This window comes from Klebsiella sp. 2680 (genome assembly GCF_900198535.1).
Classification (GTDB): Bacteria; Pseudomonadota; Gammaproteobacteria; order Enterobacterales; family Enterobacteriaceae; genus Klebsiella; species Klebsiella indica.
The window spans coordinates 143,552-158,782 of record NZ_FZNJ01000003.1 but is presented as its reverse complement, the minus strand read 5'-3'; the positions used below and the strand labels follow the sequence as shown (position 1 = coordinate 158,782).

Here is a 15,231-nt window from a genome sequence, read left to right as displayed (position 1 = left end):
ACTGTCTGCGCCAATAACGCCTACAGGGATAGGCTCTAATAGTCTGTTAAATTAAGCGGTCATTGCCGCCGTAAACCGATCCGTGGTGGCCCGATGATTTGGGCTGGATAATGAAGCGGTGAGCCAGGCGGGTTTTCACCCTTGCTATTCTATCCGTGCCGTGCATTCCTCCTCACCCTCTCCCCGGAGGGGCGGGGGGAGCAACAATGTGTTCTTTAGTTTTCCATAACAAGTCGTTGAGATAATGCCACCCGGACGGGCACAACGCGCCGCCTCCGGGAAATCGCCATACATTGTTAACAAATTCGCGGCAACGGCTCGGCGTGGGGAAGATCAAGAGTGCGCTTCACACCGTACAGGCCGATGGCGCGCACGCCCGGACGTTCCACAACATCGCCAACGATCGCCGCATTGCGCCCCTGCGGGTGAGCGCGTAAACGCGTCAGCACGTTTTCCGCAGCGTGCCGGGCGGCGACAATCACCAGCTTGCCCTCATTGGCAAAATTAAGCGCATCCAGCCCGAGGAGTTCGCATACGCCGCGTACGGTATCGTTGATCGGCAGATTTTGTTCATGCAGTTCAATCCCGCAGCCGCTGGCGGCGGCAAACTCATGAGCGACTGCGTTAACGCCGCCGCGGGTCGCATCGCGCAGCGCCTTGACCCCGGGGATGTCGCGCAACGTTTGAATCAGCGGTGTCAGCACCGCGCAATCGCTGGACAGCGCACCGTCCAGCCCCATCTGCTCGCGCAGATTAAGAATCGTTGCCCCGTGATCGCCAAGCGTACCGCTGACCAGCAGCACGTCGCCGGCGCTAATTTGTTGGGCGCCCCAGTGAATGTCTGCCGGGATCGCGCCGATCCCGGCGGTGTTAATAAACAGTTTATCCGCCGATCCCCGCGGCACCACTTTGGTATCGCCGGTGACAATCGCGATCCCGGCTTCCCGTGCGGTCTGCGCCATGCTATTGACGACCGCTTCGAGCGTGGCTATCGCCAGCCCCTCTTCAAGAATAAACCCGCAGGAGAGGTAGCGCGGCAGTGCGCCGCTCACCGCCACGTCATTCGCTGTGCCGCATACCGCCAGCTTGCCGATATTGCCGCCGGGGAAAAATAGCGGATCGATAACATAACTGTCAGTAGAAAAGGCGAGACGATCGCCCTGCGCGGTAAGCCCGGCGAGATCAAGCCGCGCCTGATCTTCCAGTTCCGCCAGCCAGGGGTTGGCGAAAGCCTGCATAAACAGGTCGCCGATCAACTGCTGCATCGCCTGACCGCCGCTACCGTGAGCTAACTGGATGCTTTTCATACTTCGATTTCCTGACTGCGATATTGATACCAGGCGGCGCAGGCCCCTTCCGAGGAAACCATCAGCGCGCCAAAGGCGCTTTGCGGATTGCAGGTACTGCCGAACAGCGGGCACTGGTGCGGCTTACAGCGGCCGGTCAGCACCTCGCCGCAGCGGGCGCGCGGGTCATCGCAAACGCGCTGCGGTGCCGGGCGGAAATGCGCCTCGGCGTCAAAACGCTGATACGCGGGCATCAGACGGACGCCAGAGTTGTTAATCACGCCCAGACCTCGCCACTCGCTGTCGCCGCTGAGGCAGAACACATCGGCGATGACCGACTGCGCCAGTGGATTGCCCTCATCAGGCACCACCCGGCGATACTGGTTTTCCACCTCACTGTGCCGCGCTATTGTCTGCTCAACCAGCATCACCGCGCCTTGCAGTAGATCAAGCGGTTCGAATCCCGCCACCACTAAAGGACGATGATAGTCGCTGGCGATAAACCCGTAGGCTTCGGTGCCAATAACCATGCTGACGTGACCGGGGGCGAGAAAAGCATCGATCCCGTTATTCGGCTGATCGAGCAGGCTGCGCAGGGTCGGCAGCAGAGTGATGTGCTGGCAGAAAAAGTAAAAATTAGCCACATCGCGCTCGCGGGCCTGACGCAGCGTGAGGGCGGTGGCGGGCATAGTGGTTTCGAAACCGAGACCGAAGAAGACTATTTCATGGTCGGGATTTTGCTGCGCCAGCTTCAGGGCATCCATTGGCGAATAGACGATACGCACGTCGGCCCCGCGTGATTTCGCCTGCAACAACGAACCGTTTTTTCCCGGCACGCGCATGGCGTCGCCAAAGGTGCAGAAAATGACGCCCGGACGGCTGGCGATATCGATACAGGCGTCAATGCGTCCCATCGGCAGTACGCACACCGGGCAGCCGGGGCCGTGGATAAATTCGATATTTTCCGGCAACAACTGGTCGAGGCCGAATTTAAAAATGGCGTGAGTATGGCCGCCGCACACTTCCATAATGCGCAGCGGGCGTTCGGCGGTATGCGTCAGCAGGCGGGCCCGCTTGCGAAGGTGTTCCACCAGTTGCATTACCTGCTCCGGAGCGCGGTATTCATCAACAAAACGCATTTACCGCTCCTCGCCGTAGAGCAGCGCGCCGACGTCCGGCTCGACGGCAAACATGTTTTGCAGCGCGTCAAGGGTATCGCGGGCTTCAGCTTCATTAATCACGCTCATGGCGAAACCGACGTGCACCAGCACCCACTCGCCCAGGCGCGGCTGGCCCTGGTCATCGACCGGGCCGACCAGAGTGAGATCGACTTCGCGCTGAATGCCGCACACGTCCACCTTTGCCAGATTGCCGTCAATGGCGCGAATTTGTCCCGGAACGCCTATGCACATCGCTGCGCCTCCAGCCAGTTAAGCCACTGGTCCATGCCTTCCCCGTGGGTGGCGGAAAGAAGAATAATGTCAATATCCGGATTCACCTCCCGGGCACAGGCCAGACATTTTTCCACATCAAAGGTGAGATACGGCAGCAGGTCGACTTTATTGAGCAGCATCAGGCTGGCGGCGGCGAACATATGCGGATACTTCAGCGGCTTGTCTTCCCCTTCGGTCACCGACAGCACTGCCACCTTATGGCGCTCGCCGAGGTCGAAATCTGCCGGGCATACCAGGTTGCCGACGTTTTCGATAAACAGAATGCCGTTGTCATCCAGCGGCAGGCGCGGCGCGGCATCGGCGATCATCTGGGCGTCAAGATGGCAGCCTTTACCGGTGTTGACCTGAATGGCCGGCGTGCCGGTGGCGCGGATGCGCGCGGCGTCGTTGATCGTCTGCTGATCGCCTTCAATGACCGCACAGGGGGTTTTTTCTTTCAGCCGTAGCAGGGTTTCCGTCAACAGGGTCGTTTTGCCGGAGCCGGGGCTGGAGACCAGATTCAGCACCAGCTGGTTTTTGGCGGCGAAGCGCGCGCGGTTGCGGGCGGCCAGACGGTTGTTTTTATCCAGCACGTCGATTTCCACTTCCAGCATGCGTTTCTGGCTCTGACCCGGCGCATGACTACCCGCTTCGCCGTGACCGTAGTGCAGATCGCCGTTTTCAGTACGCTCAGGGGTGAAGCCATCACGTTTTATGCCGGTAATATTCATCATCTGACGCGGGGCGGCCGCGAAGGGGGCGCTGCGAAACGCCGAATGCGGGTTATGTTCGTCGCCTTCTATATAAAGGTTGCCTTTCCCACAGCCGCAAGTCGTACACATAGTTTTGCTCCTGGTCTGTCCCGTCATATTTCGTATTGTCGCTTTGTTGGCCGCGCCTGGCGCTGCGAGACAACCGAATTACCCGGGAATCACTTCTATTCGCTGAATCTGTAAACCCTCGTCCGCCACAATCTGCAACCGATCGCTCTGACACTGTGGACAGCGGCGCACGTGCTGCGAGATAAGCTGCACGTACTGTTGGCAGGATTCACACCAGCATTCAGCCTGTTGTTCGGCGATATGCAGTTCGCAGCCTTCCGCCAGCGTGCCGCGGCACACCAGTTCAAAACAGAAGGTCAGCGCGCTGGCTTCGACGCAGGAAAACGCCCCAACTTTTAGCCACACGCCGGTAACCCGACGTGCGCCAGCCTGCTGCGCCTGCTGTTCGATAATTTCCAGCGCCCGCTGGCTAAGCGTGATTTCGTGCATGATGCCTCCGTATCGCGATGGCCCATCTATGCAATAACGATGCCATCTCACCGCTACTGTCGACTGACTGACGATGACGACCGTCAGGTATCGTCATCGTCATGTCTTCTTAACGCATCGTTGTGATTAAATTTATTAAATATCAATTAATTACAATTTGGCATGGAAAGTGCTTAACCGGTGCGACTCATATCTCGGGGGAACCAGGATGACTATTTGGGAATTAAGTGAAAAGGCGGACTACATCGCCGATCGTCACCGCCAGCATCAGAAGCAGTGGCACACCTACTGCAGCTCGCTGGTCCAGGGGATAACCCTGTCGAAAGCGCGTCTGCATCATGAAATGAGTTGTGCGCCAGATAGCGAACTCTGCTTCGTACTGTTTGGCCACTTTCAGGTCTACGTGGCGCTGGCCGAGGGCTTTAACAGCCATACCATCGAATATTACGTGGAAACCCGGAACCGCGCTGACAGGCAGTTGATTGCCCGGGCAACGCTGGACTCCGATGGCACCATTGATGGCCGTATCAGTAACCGCGATCGCGAACAGGTACTCGAACACTATCTGGCGACGATCGCCACCGTGTATGACCGCCTGTATGACGCGATGGAACAGGACCAGCCGGTGGATTTAAGCCGTCTGACGCTGGCCCGTTAATCGCCAGGTGTCGATAAGTGTCGAAATTGACACTTACGTAGCCTGTTTTCGTCAAAAATGACTTTCACCTGAGGATGACCCGGTGAACCGTTTTGTAATTGCTGACTCCACCGTTTGTATCGGCTGTCGTACCTGCGAAGCCGCCTGCGCTGAGACTCACCGCCAGCAGGGCCTGCAATCTGCGCCCCGCTTGCGGTTGATGCGCAATGAAAAAGAATCCGCGCCGCAGATGTGCCACCACTGCGAAGATGCGCCCTGTGCTGTCGTATGCCCGGTCAACGCGATTAATCGCGTCAATGGCGCGGTACAGCTCAATGAAAGCCTGTGCGTAAGCTGCAAGTTATGCGCAATCGCCTGCCCGTTCGGCGCTATTGCGTTTTCCGGCAGCCGTCCGCTGGATATTCCGGCTAATGCCAATACGCCGATGGCCCCCGCCGCGCCACCGGCCCAGTCCCGCGTCAGCGCTTTGCTCGATTGGCTGCCGGGCGTGCGTGCCGTCGCCGTCAAATGCGACCTGTGCCATTTCGATGAACAGGGCCCGGCGTGTGTACGGACCTGCCCGACCAAAGCGTTGATGCTGGTGGATATTCGTGATATCGCCCAGGCCAACAAGCGTAAGCGGCAACTGGCCTTTCATACCGACTTCGGCGATCTGTCGCGGTTTCAGGCGCAACAAGGGGATGTGAAATGAGTGTGATTGCCTTAGTGAATCAGGCGGTGGTCTGGTACGCCGCCAGCGCGGTGCTGGCGTTTCTGTTCACGCTGCGTAAACCGCTGAGCGGCGCGATTGCCGGGGTGGGCGGCGCGGTCGCCAGCATCATGCTGGCGCTGGCGGGCGGAACGGCGCTGTTGATGCCGGAGCACGGAGACGACGGCATGTTGCAGATGCTGCATCTGAGCATTCGGATTGGCGGCGTCAACGCCCTGTGGCTGCTGGCGATTGGCCTGTCGGCGCTGCCGATTTCCCTGTTTAATATTTCCTGGCATCGCCACCCGCAGGTGAAGGCTAACGGCCTGCTGGTGAACCTGCTGCTGGCTGCCGCCGCCAGCGCGGTGGTTGTCACTAACTTTGGCGCGCTGGTGGTGATGGCGGAGATTATGGCTCTCTGCGCCGCTTTCCTTACCGGCTGCCCACAGTCCGGCAAACTGTGGTTTGCGTTGGGGCGGTTTGGCACTCTGCTGCTGGCCTGGAGCTGCTGGCTGGTCTGGTCGTTCTACGGCACGCTTGAACTGGCGCAGATTACGCAACTGGCGATGGACGCTCCGCAAAACGCGCTGCTGTGGCTGCCTGGGCTGATCGGTTTTGCGCTGTTGGCCGGTGTTATCCCGCTCCACGGCTGGGCGCCGCAGGCCCATGCGGGCGCCAGCGCCCCGGCCGCCGCGCTGTTCTCCACGGTGGTGATGAAGGTTGGCCTGTACGGCATTCTGACGGTGTCGCTGGCCGGGAGCGTGCCGCCGCTGTGGTGGGGCGTGATGTTGCTGGTGCTGGGAATGATCACCGCATTCGTCGGCGGATTGTACGCCCTGATGGAGCACAATATTCAGCGGCTGCTGGCGTACCACACTCTGGAAAACATCGGCATTATTCTGCTCGGTTTCGGCGCCTTCGTCACCGGCATCGCCAGCCATAACCCGGCGCTGATGGCGCTGGGCTTTATTGGCGGTATGTATCACCTCATCAACCATAGTTTGTTTAAAACCACGTTGTTTCTCGGCGCGGGGGCGGTGTGGTTTCGCACCGGCCATCGCGATATCGAAAAACTCGGCGGGATAGGCAAGAAAATGCCGCTGATTTCGCTCTCCATGCTGGTGGGCCTGATGGCGATGGCTGCGCTGCCGCCGCTGAATGGTTTCGCCGGAGAGTGGGTTATCTATCAGTCTTTCTTCCGGATGAGCACGGGCGAGGTGTTTATTGGTCGTCTGCTTGGGCCGCTACTGGCGACAGGCCTGGCGGTGACCGGCGCGCTGGCGGTGATGTGTATGGCGAAAGTCTATGGCGTCGCTTTCCTTGGCGCACCGCGCAGCCCGGAGGCGGAGAACGCGACCTGCGCGCCGCGGCTGATGACCTTTAGCGTGGCGCTGGCCGCCATCTGCTGCGTGATTGGCGGAGTCGCCGCGCCGCTGCTGTTACCGCTTGTCGGGCGCGTTTTCCCGGCTCATGCTGAGGCTTCAAGCGTGGTTTCCCAGCCGCTGATAGCCCTCCTGCTCATTGCCTGTCCGCTGTTGCCGCTGCTGTTGATGCTCTTCTTTAAAGGCGATCGTCTGCCTGCCCGCACGCGCGGCACGGCCTGGGTCTGTGGCTACAACCATGAGAAATCGATGGTTGTTACCGCCCACGGTTTCGCCATGCCGGTGAAAGAGGCTTTTGCGCCGGTTTTTAAACTGCGTCACTGGTTGCATCCGGCGCGTCTGCTCCCCCGCTGGCAACGTACCGCCGCGCCCGTACGGATTTCCGGCTGGCAGAGCGATTCCGCGCCTGCGCTGTTTCGCGGCGTAGCGCTGGTTGAACTGGCGGTGCTGGTGGTGATTATGATTTCCCGAGGAGCCTGAAAATGAACCTGGTGATTGCATTCTTGCAGGCTCTGGCGCTGTTCGCCGCCGCGCCGTTGCTGTCTGGCATTACCCGCGTCGCCCGCGCGCGTCTGCATAACCGCCGCGGTCCGGGCGTTTTGCAGGAGTATCGCGACCTGATCAAACTCCTCGGGCGGCAGAGCGTGGCGCCCGCGGATTCCGGCTGGGTCTTTCGTCTGATGCCGTACGTGATGGTCGGCGTGATGCTGACTATCGCCACCGCGCTGCCGGTGGTGACAGTGAGGTCGCCGCTGCCGCAACTGGGCGATCTGATCACCCTGATCTATCTGTTCGCTATCGCTCGCTTCTTCTTCGCTATTTCCGGCCTTGATACCGGTAGCCCGTTTACCGCGATCGGCGCAAGCCGGGAAGCGATGCTCGGCGTACTGGTGGAGCCCATCCTGCTGCTCGGCCTGTGGGTGGCGGCGCAGGTGGCCGGTTCCACGCACATCAGCAATATCACCGACACGATTTACCACTGGCCGATAGCGCGCAGCATTCCGCTGATGCTGGCGCTGTGCGCCTGCGCATTCGCCACCTTTATCGAGATGGGCAAACTGCCGTTTGATCTGGCGGAAGCGGAGCAGGAGTTGCAGGAAGGCCCGCTGACCGAATACAGCGGCAGCGGCTTCGCGGTGCTGAAGTGGGGGATCGGTCTCAAACAACTGGTGGTATTGCAGATGTTCGTCGGCGTGTTTATCCCGTGGGGACAGATGGAGACCTTCAGCGCGAGTGGACTGCTGCTGGCGCTGGTACTTGCCGTCGTCAAGCCGATTGTCGGCGTGCTGGTGATTGCCCTGTTTGAAAACAGCATGGCGCGCCTGCGCTTTTGCGCCGTTTCCCGCGTCACCTGGGCCGGGTTTGGTTTTGCCTTTTTAGCCTTCGTCTCCTTGCTGGTGGCGTGATTTAAGAGAGTTTGAGCATGTCTGAAGAAAAAATCGGTCAACACTATCTTGCCGCGCTGCATCAGGCCTTTCCCGGCGTGGTGCTGGATGAAGCCTGGCAGACCAAAGATCAGCTGACCCTCACCGTGAAGGTGAACTATCTGCCGGAAGTGGTGGAATATCTCTACTATCAGCAGGGCGGCTGGCTGTCGGTGCTGTTTGGCAATGACGAACGTAAACTCAACGGTCATTATGCCGTTTACTATGTGTTGTCGATGGAACAGGGGACGAAATGCTGGATCACCGTACGCGTGGAGGTGGACGCCAGTAAAGCGGAATATCCGTCGGTGACGCCACGGGTGCCCGCAGCCGTGTGGGGCGAGCGTGAAGTTCGCGATATGTATGGCCTGGTGCCGGTCGGCCTGCCTGACGAACGCCGGCTGGTGCTGCCGGACGACTGGCCGGATGAACTCTATCCGCTGCGTAAAGACAGCATGGATTACCGCCAGCGCCCGGCGCCAGTCGTCGATGACGAAACCTACGAATTTATCAACGAACTGGGTGACAAGAAAAATAAGGTGGTGCCGATCGGCCCGCTGCACGTCACTTCTGATGAACCGGGCCACTTTCGTCTGTTTGTCGACGGCGAAAACATTATCGACGCCGACTACCGTCTGTTCTATGTCCATCGCGGTATGGAGAAACTGGCGGAAACCCGTATGGGCTACAACGAAGTTACCTTCCTGTCGGACCGCGTGTGCGGCATCTGCGGCTTTGCCCACAGCACCGCGTATACCACCTCCGTTGAAAACGCGATGGGCATCGTGGTGCCGGAACGCGCGCAGATGATCCGCGCCATCCTGCTGGAAGTTGAGCGCCTGCATTCGCACCTGCTGAATCTCGGCCTGGCCTGTCACTTCACTGGTTTTGATTCTGGCTTTATGCAGTTCTTCCGCGTGCGTGAAACGTCGATGAAAATGGCGGAGATCCTGACCGGGGCGCGTAAAACCTACGGGATGAACCTGATCGGCGGGATTCGTCGCGATCTGCTGAAAGCGGACATGATCCAGACCCGTCAACTGGCGCAGCAGATGCGCCGGGAGGTGCAGGAGCTGGTGGATATGCTGCTCAGCACGCCGAACATGGCGCAGCGAACCGTCGGTATTGGTCGCCTCGATCCGGAAATCGCCCGTGACTTCAGTAACGTCGGGCCGATGGTGCGCGCCAGCGGCCACGCCCGCGATACCCGCGCCGATCACCCGTTTGTCGGCTATGGCCTGCTGCCGATGGAAGTGCACAGCGAGCAGGGCTGTGACGTCATCTCCCGTCTGAAAGTGCGTATCAATGAAGTCTACACCGCGCTGAATATGATCGACTTCGGTCTCGATAACCTGCCGGACGGCCCGCTGATAGTCGAGGGCTTCACCTATATTCCGCATCGCTTTGCGCTGGGCTTTGCCGAAGCACCGCGTGGGGATGATATCCACTGGAGCATGACCGGCGACAACCAGAAGCTGTACCGCTGGCGCTGCCGGGCGGCGACCTACGCCAACTGGCCGACCCTGCGCTATATGCTGCGCGGTAACACGGTCTCCGACGCGCCGCTGATCATCGGCAGCCTCGACCCTTGCTACTCCTGTACTGACCGTATGACCGTGGTGGATGTGCGTAAGAAGAAGAGCAAAGTGGTGCCGTACAAAGAACTTGAGCGCTACAGCATTGAGCGTAAAAACTCGCCGCTGAAATAAGGAATCGCCATGTTTACCTTTATCAAAAAAGTCATCAAAACCGGGGCGCCGACGTCGTCGTATCCGCTGGAGCCGATTGCGGTCGATAAAAACTTCCGCGGCAAGCCAGATCATAACCCGCAGCAGTGCATTGGCTGCGCCGCCTGCGTCAATGCCTGTCCGTCGAATGCGCTGACGGTTGAAACCGACCTCGCTACCGGCGAACTGGCATGGCAGTTCAACCTCGGGCGCTGCATCTTTTGCGCCCGCTGCGAGGAAGTGTGCCCGACGGCGGCGATTACGCTCTCGCAGGAGTATGAGCTGGCGGTGTGGAAAAAAGAGGATTTCCTTCAGCAGTCGCGTTTCGACATTTGCCGCTGTCGGGTATGCGCACGCCCGTTCGCCGTGCAAAAAGAGATCGACTACACCATCGCGTTACTGAAGCACAACGGGGACACCCGCGCTGAGCGCCATCGCGAAAGCTTTGAAACCTGCCCGGAGTGTAAGCGCCAGAAATGCCTGCTGCCGTCCGATCGTATTGAACTGACCCGCCATATGAGAGAGGCCTGCTGATGAGCAACTTATTAGGCCCGCGCGATGAAAATGGCATTCCGCTACCGATGACGGTGGATGAGTCCATCGCCAGCATGAAAGCATCGCTGCTGAAGAAAATTAAGCGTTCCGCCTACGTCTACCGCGTGGACTGCGGCGGCTGCAACGGTTGTGAAATCGAAATTTTCGCTACTCTGTCGCCGCTGTTTGATGCCGAACGTTTTGGCATCAAAGTGGTGCCGTCGCCGCGACATGCGGATATTTTGCTGTTTACCGGGGCGGTGACGCGCGCGATGCGTTCGCCGGCGCTGCGCGCCTGGCAGTCCGCGCCGGACCCGAAAATCTGCATTTCGTACGGTGCCTGCGGTAACAGCGGCGGTATCTTCCACGATCTTTATTGCGTCTGGGGCGGTACCGACAAAATTGTGCCGGTGGATGTGTATATTCCCGGCTGCCCGCCGACGCCCGCCGCAACGCTGTACGGCTTCGCGATGGCGCTGGGTCTGCTGGAGCAGAAGATCCACGCCCGTCTGCCGGGCGAGCTGGACGAACAGCCAACCGGGCTTCTCCACCCGGAGATGGTGCAGCCGCTGCGCGTGCGTGTCGACCGCGAAGCGCGTCGTCTGGCAGGGTATCGCTACGGTCGGCAGATTGCCGATGACTATATGCGCCTGCTGGGGCTGGGCGATCATCAGGTGGCGCGCTGGCTGGAGGCGGAAAGCGATCCGCGTCTGACGGAAATCGTCACCCATCTTAATCAGGTGGTTGAGGGAGCGCGTATCCGATGAGCGAGACGGTGGTGTTCAGTCAGCTGAGCCGTAAATTTATTGATGAAAACGACGCCACGCCTGACCAGGCGCAGCAGGTGGTTTATTATAGCCTGGCGATTGGCCACCACCTCGGCGTTATCGACTGTCTGGAGGCGGCGCTAAGCTGTCCGTGGGAGGCGTATCTGGCGTGGATTGCCACTCTGGAAGAGGGCAGCGTCGCGCATCACAAAATGGCCGGTGTGCCGAAGTATGGCGAGATCGTCATCGACAGTAATCATGTGTCGATGCTTGCCCACGCCTTCGATAAAGCGCTGGTCAGGCAGACCCCTGAGCAGCAGGCGTGGAGCAAAACGATGCTCAGTATGCTGCATGATATTCACGAGGAGAGCGCGATTTACCTGATGGTGAGGAGACTCCATGACTGATGTTTTACTCTGTGTCGGCAATAGCATGATGGGCGATGACGGCGCGGGCCCGCTGCTGGCGGAAATGTGCGCCGCGCAGCCTAAAGGCAACTGGGTTGTTATTGACGGCGGTAGCACCCCGGAAAACGATATCGTCGCCATTCGCGAATTGCGCCCGGATCGCCTGTTGATCGTCGATGCTACCGATATGGGGCTGAATCCCGGCGAGATCCGCATCGTTGACCCGGACGATATCGCCGAGATGTTTCTGATGACCACCCACAATATGCCGCTGAACTACCTTATCGATCAGTTGAAAGAGGATATCGGCGAGGTGATTTTCTTAGGCATTCAGCCAGATATCGTCGGTTTTTATTATCCGATGACGCAAGCGATTAAAGACGCGGTTGAGGTGGTTTATCAGCGTCTTGAAGGATGGCAGGGGAATGGTGGATTTGAGCAGTTGGTTGCTGAGGACGAGGAGTAGGCGTCGTTTGTGATGCCGGATGGCGCTAACGCTTATCCGGCCTGCATACGGCGCGTTTCTTGTAGGCCGGATAAAGCACGCCGCCATCCGGCACACTATGTTTACGCCAGATCTTCCCCGTTACTCGCAATCACTTTCTTGTACCACCAGAATGACTTCTTGCGCTTACGCGCCAGCGTACCCTGACCCGCATCGTCGCGGTCAACGTACACGAAGCCGTAACGCTTGCTCATCTCGCCGGTAGAGGCGGAAACCAGGTCGATACAGCCCCAACTGGTGTAGCCTATCACTGGAATGCCGTCTTCAATAGCATCGCCCATCGCTTTAATATGCTCGCGCAAATAACTAATGCGATAGTCATCGTTAATCTCACCGTTGGCGTCAATCTCATCGCGCGCGCCGAGACCGTTCTCCACAAGAAACAGTGGCTTCTGATAGCGGTCATACATCATATTCATGGTGATGCGCAGACCGAGCGGGTCGATACCCCAGCCCCATTCGCTGGCCTGAATATACGGGTTCTTCAGCGACTTGACGATATTGGCGGCGTTGGTGTTACTGGCGTTCATCTCCGCCGAAGCGCAGCGGGAAGCGTAATAGCTGAAGGAGACGAAATCGACGGTATTGTGCAGAATCTCATCATCGCCCGCTTCTTTGACGAGGGTTACCCCTTTCTCGCGGAATACCCGCGCCGCCCACACCGGGTACGCGCCGCGCGCCTGGACATCGATAAAGAGCAAATTCTCGCGATCTTTCTCCAGCGCCATCCATACGTCTTCCGGCTTACAGGAGTATGGATAGAAATTGCCGCCCGCCAGCATACAGCCGACCTGATTTTGCGGGTTCACCTCGTGGGCGATTTTGGTGGCTAAGGCGCTGGCCACCAGTTCATGGTGTGCGGCCTGATATTTCACCTGATCCTGATTCTCACCCTCTGCAAACACCAGACCGGCCCCGGAAAACGGGCTATGCAGCATAATGTTGATTTCATTGAAGGTAAGCCAGTATTTGACTAAACCGTCAAAGGCTTCAAAACAGGTGCGGGCGTAGCGGGTGAAAAACGCCACCATTTTACGATCGCGCCAGGAGCCGTATTCAGTCACCAGATGCATCGGCACGTCGAAGTGGCACAGCGTTACCAGCGGCTCAATATTGTACTTTTTGCACTCTTCGAACAGCGAGCGATAAAAGGCGATCCCTTCCTGATTTGGCTCCAGCTCATCGCCCTGCGGAAACAGACGGCTCCAGGCGATGGAGGTGCGGAAGACGCTGAAACCCATCTCCGCCAGCAGGGCGATATCCTCTTTATAACGATGATAAAAATCGATGGCCTCGTGGCTCGGGTAGAACTCATCGTCGCGCAGTTCGAATCGCTTCTCCAGCCCCAGCTTAATCGGCAGGCGGTGAGCGCCGTGGGGAATGGTATCGACGGTGGTCAGTCCCTTACCACCCTCCAGATATGCTCCTTCAGACTGGTTGGCGGCTAGTGCGCCGCCCCATAAAAATCCCTGTGGAAAAGTCGCCATGCGTTACCTCGTTAATAAAATTGTGTTCAGGCGTGTGATGCCAGGGGGCTGGCCTGGCGCTGTCTGGCATCGGCCTCTTCAGGCGGAATATCTTCGAAACCGAGTATCAGCGTCAGAATGAAAGACAGTACGATAGCCAGCGCCATAACGCCAAAGACCCAGACGATGGTCATCGGATTGGCCGGATCGAAGAACTGAACGCTGGTAAACAGGCCCGGCGCCGCCATTGAGTGGCTGGCGAGCCCGGCAATTCCGGCTACTGCGCCGCAGACAAAGCCGCTGATCAGGCTGGCGATCAGCGGGCGCTTGAGACGCACCGCCACACCGTACAGCGCCGGTTCGGAAATCCCTGCCAGAATCGCGGAGGCCGCCGCCGCCAGCGCCGTCTGCCGTAGTTCCGGGTTTTTGGTTTTCCACGCCACCGCCAGCGATGAGCCGCCCAGCGACAGGTTTGCGCCGATTTCCGACGGCATCACCATACCTTCTTTACCGGTTTCGGCAATGGTTTGAATGATCGTCGGCGTAAAGACGCGGTGCATCCCGGTCATCACCAGCAGCGGCCACAACGCGCCCATAATGGCTACCGACAGCCAGCCCAGATAACTATGAATTGTATAAACCAGCGCGGAGATGGCGCTACCGATCCAGATCCCAAGCGGGCCAATCAGCAGAATCGCCAGCGGGGCGGCAATCAGCACGATGAGCATCGGTTTAAGGAAGTTTTTGGTTACTGCCGGGGTAATACGGTCGACCCAGCGTTCGATGTAAGAGAGACACCAGGTCATTACCAGTGCCGGGATCACGGTGTAGGTATATTTCACCGCCGTCACCGGAATAAAGGCAAACTCAACGTGCTCGCCCTGGGCGGCTTTCGCCATCAGATCGATAAAGCTCGGGTGCACCAGTACCCCGGCGATGGCAATCGCCAGCGACATATTGGTTTTGAATTTTACCGCCGCGGAAGCCGCCACCATCAGCGGCAGGAAGAAGAATGCGCCGTCGCCAATCACCGTCAGAATGGTCAGGGTTGGCGCGCCTTTTGGCAACACGCCGGTCATTTCGAGGATCATCGCCAGCAGTTTGACCATCGATCCGCCGATAATGGCCGGGATCAGCGGTGACATGGTACCGATCAGCGCGTCGAGGATCCCGGCGCCGATGCGTTTTAACGTGACGGGCGGTTTACCCTGTGGTTCAGCAGGGCGCAGATCCCCCGGCAGCAAGGCCACCACTTCACGGTACGCCTGGGAGACGGTATTGCCGATGATCACCTGGCACTGGTTATCGCTGCGCACCACGCCGAGTACGCCTTTCAGTCCCTTCAGGGTGGCGCTATCGACCTGTTGGTTGTCTTTGACCACGAAGCGCAGGCGCGTCATACAGTGAGTGACGGCGGTGACGTTATCCACGCCGCCAATCGCCACGATAATTTGCTGCGCCAGGGCGGCATAATTTTTAGACATCGGATTTTATCCTGTTTATCAATGGGGTACTGGCCTGTCGCCGCGCGGTAGAACAGCGCGGCACCATGCATATATAGGAAACCGGTTCCACAAAATCATGATTAGTTTCATTTTCATCAGCAAGAGTTAAAAAAAGAAAATATTAATTTTGTGATTTTGATCGCTTTGTAAGCGCGGGCGGGATGGGGGCAGATGCTGA

16 protein-coding genes are annotated in these 15,231 nt (G+C 58.6%); 9 read left to right on the top strand and 7 right to left on the bottom strand.

Going from position 1 to position 15,231, the window contains the following annotated elements:
* Positions 1 to 296 precede the first annotated feature (296 nt).
* From hypE to hypA, 5 genes are all read right to left on the bottom strand, one after another.
* On the bottom strand, positions 297 to 1,307 hold the full coding sequence (gene hypE / locus FN037_RS13990) for a hydrogenase expression/formation protein HypE (RefSeq protein ID WP_142502503.1): 1,011 nt from the start codon (positions 1,305 to 1,307) through the stop codon (positions 297 to 299).
* Positions 1,304 to 2,425 carry a hydrogenase formation protein HypD gene (gene hypD, locus FN037_RS13985; RefSeq protein ID WP_142502502.1) on the bottom strand — a complete coding sequence of 374 codons (1,122 nt, stop codon included), beginning with the start codon at positions 2,423 to 2,425 and terminating at the stop codon, positions 1,304 to 1,306. The genes hypE and hypD overlap by 4 nt, the downstream gene beginning before the upstream one ends.
* Entirely contained in the window at positions 2,426 to 2,698 is a 273-nt protein-coding gene (locus FN037_RS13980) for a HypC/HybG/HupF family hydrogenase formation chaperone (RefSeq protein WP_142502501.1), read from the bottom strand.
* Positions 2,689 to 3,561: a hydrogenase nickel incorporation protein HypB gene (gene hypB / locus FN037_RS13975; RefSeq protein ID WP_142502500.1), complete on the bottom strand. Its 873-nt coding sequence runs from the start codon at positions 3,559 to 3,561 to the stop codon at positions 2,689 to 2,691. Before hypB ends, FN037_RS13980 begins: the two co-directional genes overlap by 10 nt.
* Before the next feature lie 78 nt (positions 3,562 to 3,639).
* Positions 3,640 to 3,990, bottom strand: coding sequence for a hydrogenase maturation nickel metallochaperone HypA (hypA, locus tag FN037_RS13970; protein ID WP_138359786.1), 351 nt, complete (start codon positions 3,988 to 3,990; stop codon positions 3,640 to 3,642).
* Between the two features lie 208 nt (positions 3,991 to 4,198).
* Here hypA and hycA point away from each other — a divergent pair, with 208 nt between their 5' ends.
* The 9 genes from hycA (at position 4,199) to hycI (ending at position 12,043) form a co-directional block, all read left to right on the top strand.
* The gene (hycA, locus tag FN037_RS13965) at positions 4,199 to 4,648 is read left to right on the top strand and encodes a formate hydrogenlyase regulator HycA (protein ID WP_138359785.1); all 450 of its coding nucleotides are present in this window, start codon (positions 4,199 to 4,201) and stop codon (positions 4,646 to 4,648) included.
* Between the two features lie 82 nt (positions 4,649 to 4,730).
* Complete coding sequence (locus FN037_RS13960; RefSeq protein ID WP_138359784.1) at positions 4,731 to 5,339, top strand: 4Fe-4S dicluster domain-containing protein; 609 nt, start codon at positions 4,731 to 4,733, stop codon at positions 5,337 to 5,339.
* Complete coding sequence (hycC, locus tag FN037_RS13955; protein ID WP_142502499.1) at positions 5,336 to 7,198, top strand: formate hydrogenlyase subunit 3; 1,863 nt, start codon at positions 5,336 to 5,338, stop codon at positions 7,196 to 7,198. The genes FN037_RS13960 and hycC overlap by 4 nt, the downstream gene beginning before the upstream one ends.
* A gap of 2 nt (positions 7,199 to 7,200) precedes the next feature.
* The gene (locus FN037_RS13950; protein ID WP_142502498.1) at positions 7,201 to 8,124 is read left to right on the top strand and encodes a respiratory chain complex I subunit 1 family protein; all 924 of its coding nucleotides are present in this window, start codon (positions 7,201 to 7,203) and stop codon (positions 8,122 to 8,124) included.
* A gap of 17 nt (positions 8,125 to 8,141) precedes the next feature.
* Positions 8,142 to 9,851, top strand: a complete 1,710-nt coding sequence (gene hycE, locus FN037_RS13945; protein ID WP_142502497.1) for a formate hydrogenlyase subunit HycE — start codon at positions 8,142 to 8,144, stop codon at positions 9,849 to 9,851.
* Between the two features lie 9 nt (positions 9,852 to 9,860).
* Positions 9,861 to 10,403, top strand: a complete 543-nt coding sequence (locus tag FN037_RS13940; RefSeq protein ID WP_142502496.1) for a formate hydrogenlyase complex iron-sulfur subunit — start codon at positions 9,861 to 9,863, stop codon at positions 10,401 to 10,403.
* The gene (locus FN037_RS13935; protein ID WP_138359779.1) at positions 10,403 to 11,170 is read left to right on the top strand and encodes an NADH-quinone oxidoreductase subunit B family protein; all 768 of its coding nucleotides are present in this window, start codon (positions 10,403 to 10,405) and stop codon (positions 11,168 to 11,170) included. Before FN037_RS13940 ends, FN037_RS13935 begins: the two co-directional genes overlap by 1 nt.
* A complete protein-coding gene (locus FN037_RS13930) occupies positions 11,167 to 11,577 on the top strand; it encodes a formate hydrogenlyase maturation HycH family protein (RefSeq protein ID WP_142502495.1) in 411 nt (136 codons plus the stop codon). The genes FN037_RS13935 and FN037_RS13930 overlap by 4 nt, the downstream gene beginning before the upstream one ends.
* Entirely contained in the window at positions 11,570 to 12,043 is a 474-nt protein-coding gene (hycI, locus tag FN037_RS13925; protein WP_142502494.1) for a hydrogenase maturation peptidase HycI, read from the top strand. Before FN037_RS13930 ends, hycI begins: the two co-directional genes overlap by 8 nt.
* A 101-nt stretch (positions 12,044 to 12,144) precedes the next feature.
* Here the strand turns inward: hycI and FN037_RS13920 are convergent, their stop codons facing one another.
* Both FN037_RS13920 and ascF read right to left on the bottom strand, forming a co-directional pair.
* Entirely contained in the window at positions 12,145 to 13,569 is a 1,425-nt protein-coding gene (locus FN037_RS13920; RefSeq protein ID WP_138359776.1) for a 6-phospho-beta-glucosidase, read from the bottom strand.
* 26 nt (positions 13,570 to 13,595) lie between these two features.
* Entirely contained in the window at positions 13,596 to 15,032 is a 1,437-nt protein-coding gene (ascF, locus tag FN037_RS13915) for a PTS cellobiose/arbutin/salicin transporter subunit IIBC (protein WP_142502493.1), read from the bottom strand.
* Between the last annotated feature and the right edge of the window lie 199 nt (positions 15,033 to 15,231).

Coding starts and splice junctions, on each gene's coding strand:
- hypE (WP_142502503.1), bottom strand. CDS start 1,307: ATGAAAAGCATCCAGTTAGCTCACGGTAGCGGCGGTCAGGCGATGCAG.
- hypD (WP_142502502.1), bottom strand. CDS start 2,425: ATGCGTTTTGTTGATGAATACCGCGCTCCGGAGCAGGTAATGCAACTG.
- FN037_RS13980 (WP_142502501.1), bottom strand. CDS start 2,698: ATGTGCATAGGCGTTCCGGGACAAATTCGCGCCATTGACGGCAATCTG.
- hypB (WP_142502500.1), bottom strand. CDS start 3,561: ATGTGTACGACTTGCGGCTGTGGGAAAGGCAACCTTTATATAGAAGGC.
- hypA (WP_138359786.1), bottom strand. CDS start 3,990: ATGCACGAAATCACGCTTAGCCAGCGGGCGCTGGAAATTATCGAACAG.
- hycA (WP_138359785.1), top strand. CDS start 4,199: ATGACTATTTGGGAATTAAGTGAAAAGGCGGACTACATCGCCGATCGT.
- hycC (WP_142502499.1), top strand. CDS start 5,336: ATGAGTGTGATTGCCTTAGTGAATCAGGCGGTGGTCTGGTACGCCGCC.
- FN037_RS13950 (WP_142502498.1), top strand. CDS start 7,201: ATGAACCTGGTGATTGCATTCTTGCAGGCTCTGGCGCTGTTCGCCGCC.
- hycE (WP_142502497.1), top strand. CDS start 8,142: ATGTCTGAAGAAAAAATCGGTCAACACTATCTTGCCGCGCTGCATCAG.
- FN037_RS13940 (WP_142502496.1), top strand. CDS start 9,861: ATGTTTACCTTTATCAAAAAAGTCATCAAAACCGGGGCGCCGACGTCG.
- FN037_RS13935 (WP_138359779.1), top strand. CDS start 10,403: ATGAGCAACTTATTAGGCCCGCGCGATGAAAATGGCATTCCGCTACCG.
- FN037_RS13930 (WP_142502495.1), top strand. CDS start 11,167: ATGAGCGAGACGGTGGTGTTCAGTCAGCTGAGCCGTAAATTTATTGAT.
- hycI (WP_142502494.1), top strand. CDS start 11,570: ATGACTGATGTTTTACTCTGTGTCGGCAATAGCATGATGGGCGATGAC.
- FN037_RS13920 (WP_138359776.1), bottom strand. CDS start 13,569: ATGGCGACTTTTCCACAGGGATTTTTATGGGGCGGCGCACTAGCCGCC.
- ascF (WP_142502493.1), bottom strand. CDS start 15,032: ATGTCTAAAAATTATGCCGCCCTGGCGCAGCAAATTATCGTGGCGATT.